Annotated in this window: 3 protein-coding genes and 1 pseudogene; 2 read left to right on the top strand and 2 right to left on the bottom strand. The window is 65.7% G+C overall.

Annotated elements, in window-relative coordinates:
• Positions 1–441 precede the first annotated feature (441 nt).
• Both JMF90_RS29485 and JMF90_RS29480 read right to left on the bottom strand, forming a co-directional pair.
• Positions 442–1275, bottom strand: coding sequence for a class II glutamine amidotransferase (locus JMF90_RS29485; protein ID WP_054927435.1), 834 nt, complete (start codon positions 1273–1275; stop codon positions 442–444).
• 199 nt (positions 1276–1474) lie between these two features.
• Positions 1475–1804 (bottom strand): carboxymuconolactone decarboxylase family protein, encoded by a 330-nt coding sequence (locus JMF90_RS29480; RefSeq protein ID WP_006484989.1) that lies wholly within the window; start codon positions 1802–1804, stop codon positions 1475–1477.
• A gap of 129 nt (positions 1805–1933) precedes the next feature.
• Between JMF90_RS29480 and JMF90_RS29475 the strand changes: the two are divergent.
• Together JMF90_RS29475 and yiaA are read left to right on the top strand one after the other, a co-directional pair.
• Positions 1934–2882, top strand: a pseudogene (locus tag JMF90_RS29475) (cupin domain-containing protein).
• Between the two features lie 103 nt (positions 2883–2985).
• On the top strand, positions 2986–3429 hold the full coding sequence (gene yiaA / locus JMF90_RS29470; RefSeq protein ID WP_011544671.1) for an inner membrane protein YiaA: 444 nt from the start codon (positions 2986–2988) through the stop codon (positions 3427–3429).
• Positions 3430–3488: the final 59 nt, after the last annotated feature.

The following is a 3488-nucleotide window of genomic DNA, read 5'->3' as shown; positions in this document are numbered from 1 at the left end:
GGCCCCATTTCATTGCCCCACTGAGTTTGCGGTACGTCCCGACCGGCCCGGTGCCATGAGGGAGGCGGGAGCGAGCAGCTTGCGGCGGAATCGTCGGAAGCAGGGCAACGGTGCCCGTCGACGTGTTGCGGAATTCCTCGACACATATGTCTTCGGCCGTGTTTCGATTATCGCCCCCGTTCCTGGTGGGTATGAAATCGCAAGAGTATTAATTTTTTATTCGGCGAAAACCACAGAGGAGTGCGCGTGGCGTCCGCCTTCGTGATGCGACTCTGTCGCTCATTATCGAATTGGGGATTATTCGACGTGTGGGTCGATTATCTTTGTCGGGTGACGATTGGCATCCCTTCCGATTACTTCGGCAGCACCACGCGCCGGCCCTTAAAAGCCGGATCGTCACAATCGTCTTATCACGCTCGCTTTCGTCAGGACTGCCGGATGTCACTTGTGCCGCGGCCCGAACGGTCGCTGCTGCACATCGGCGCCATGCGCGACGATCGCCATGCCCTCCGGCACTTCCTCCCACGCGCCGCGTAGGTCGACGAGCGGCTCCGACACGACCATGAACGCATCATCGCCGGCTTCGGCGATACGCGGGTTATGCGGATACAGCTCGTGCAGATGCTTGAACGACGTACTGTGAAACAGCGAGCGCGATTGCCGTTCGCTCGAGTAACGCACCGCGACGATCCGTTCGCCATCGGTCGCGCAGATCGTCATGTTGAGCGGATCGGCGACGCGATGCCGCGTGGCGGTTTCCTCGACCACGCCGACCATCCGTTCGAGCGCCGGCAGCGGCGCCTGCTCGAGACCGTACGTCAGCGCGAGGCGGAACATCAGCTCGGAATCGGTCGAGCCTTCGAGCGTCGGGAATAGCGCCGGGTCGACCTTCATCGTCAGGTCGCGGCGCAGCTTGTGGAAGTCGCGGATCAGCCCGTTGTGCGCGAATAGCCAGCGGCCGTGGCGGAACGGGTGGCAGTTGGTTTCCTGCACGGGCGTGTCGGTCGCTGCGCGGATGTGTGCGATGAACATCCGGGAGCGGATCGCACGCGCGGCTTCGCGCAGGTTGCGGTCGTTCCATGCGGGATGTACGGAGCGATAGCGGAACGGGAGTTCGTCGGGATGCCCGTACCAGCCGATGCCGAAGCCGTCGCCGTTGGTGGTCGTGGCGCCCAGCTCCGAATGCAGGCTCTGGTCGATCAGCGAATGCTTCGCGCGGAACAGCACGGTTTCCAGATGGATCGGATTGCCCGTATAGGCGAGCCAGCGGCACATGGAGCGCTCCTTCACGATGTATCGTTCGCGCATGGTAGCCGACTCCGCGACGTCGCCGCGTCCGGGCGGCTCAGCCACAATCGTCATACGTGGCGGCCGCCTCCGCGCGATACGCGACCGCGCGACCATGTGGCTCGGCGCCATGCAATGCAGCAGTTCGGTGCGGTGCGGCACGTGGGCCGTGCCGCACCGTGCCGGCTCAGTCGCCGAGCGCGTCCATCACACGCGCCGAATAGACGAGCGCCGCGCCCGCATTCAACGCGATCGCGACGCCGAGCGCCTCCGCCACTTCTTCCTTGGTCGCGCCATGCTTGGCCGCTTCGGCCGTATGCACGGCGATACAGCCGTCGCAGCGCGTCGTGACGGCCACCGCGAGCGCGATCAGCTCACGGGTTTTCGCGTCGAGATGGCCGGTCTTGGCGCCCGCGCCGGATAGCGCCTTGTAGCCGGCCAGCGTATCGGGCGACAGCTTGGCGATGTCCCCGATACGGGTCGAGAGTTCCTTCCGGTATTCGTTCCAGTTCAGCATGATGCGTCCTTGTCGAGAAGAGTGAGGAGGGCGGCGGGTGCCGCGATCTCGGGCGATGCAAGCCTATTCTGATCGCTCGCGCTGAGGGTTTCGATACGCTAGAGTGTCAATTTTTAGCGCAATCGTCTCATGGATGCATTGAGCCAACTGCTGTCGCTGGGCCGCAGCCATGTCGAACTCGACGTGCGCTGCCTGCTCGACGGCCCGTTCGCGATGCCGCACGACCCGCTGCCGCCCGGCGAGGCGGCGTTCCATCTGGTGCTGGCCGGCGCCTGCCGGCTGCGTGCCGCCGACGGGCGCACGCTGCAACTCGCCGAGGGCGATTTCGTGCTGCTGTCCGCAGGCGGTGCGCACGACCTGCTCGACGCAGCGGGCGGCCGCTCGAAGCCACTCGTGCCGCTGCGCGATTCGCGCGTCGGCGACGGCGCGGTGCTGCCGGTCAAGTCGAATCTCGATCCGGTCGAACCGGGCGGCGCGAGCGTGGATCTGCTCTGCGGACGGTTCGTCTATGCGCGCGGCGCGGGCGGAACTGCTGATGCGTACACTGCCGCAGGTGTTGCACGTGGGGTTGCGCGACACTTCGGGGGCGGCGCCGCTGCAATTGCTGACGAGTGTGCTGCGTACCGAGGCGTCGAACGTGCAGCCGGGTGCCGGCGCGATCGTGAATGCGCTCGGGCAGGCGCTGCTGGCGTATGCGCTGCGCGCGTACGGTCGCGGTGCGCGCGTACCGTCCGGCTGGCTCGCGCTTGCGGCCGATGCGCGGCTGGGCCCGTCGGTCCAGGCCGTGCTGCAGGCGCCGGCGCAACCGTGGACGGTCGAATCGCTCGGCGCCGAGGCAGCGATGTCGCGCGCGACCTACGCGCGACATTTCCGCGAGAAGGCCGGCATGAGTGTCGGCGCGTTCGTCGCGCAGATCCGGATGATGCACGCGTGCGCGCTGCTCCAGGACACGCAGCGCGGACAGGCGGAAATCGGCCAGGCGGTCGGCTACCAGTCCGAGGCCGCGTTCGGCAAGGCGTTTCGCGCGGTGCTCGGCACGACGCCGGGGCGCTGGCGGCGCGCGCGGCGCGAAACGTGAGCATGCAATCGTGCCCGTCGTGACGCGCGCCAAAGCTGCTACCATGCGCAAAACGCAGTTCAATGACAACGACTTCGAACAACAAGAAAGAGAGGGCAAAGCAATGAACCAGACCACCATCCAGCAACCGTCGTTCGCGTTCGTGGCCGCATCGTGGGCCGCGCTGCTCGCCGGTTTCGCGGCCTTCCTCATCGGGCTCTGGAACGCCGGTATGCAGCTCAACGAGAAGGGCTACTACTTCACCGTGCTGGTGTTCGGCCTCTATGCGGCGATCTCGCTGCAGAAGAGCGTGCGCGACCGCGCGGAAGGCATTCCCGTCACCGGCATCTACTACGGCCTCAGCTGGATCGCGCTGCTGCTGTCGATCGCGCTGCTGATCGTCGGCCTCTTCAACGCGACGCTGCAGTTGAGCGAGAAGGGCTTTTATGCGATGTCGTTCGTGCTCGCGCTGTTCGGCTCGGTGGCTGTGCAGAAGAACACGCGCGACTTGCAGAACGCGAAGCCGCGTTATATCGACGCCGATTCCGCGCAGTCAATTCAAGAGTGACGACTTGCGGGGCGTGCGCCGCCGAAGCCGCCTGCTGAGCGATGATGTCCGCGCTGGCA

Origin of the sequence: Burkholderia sp. E168m23 (assembly GCF_016586125.1) — a bacterium.
Classification (GTDB): domain Bacteria; phylum Pseudomonadota; class Gammaproteobacteria; order Burkholderiales; family Burkholderiaceae; genus Burkholderia; species Burkholderia orbicola.
This window is presented reverse-complemented; position numbering and strand designations above follow the sequence as displayed.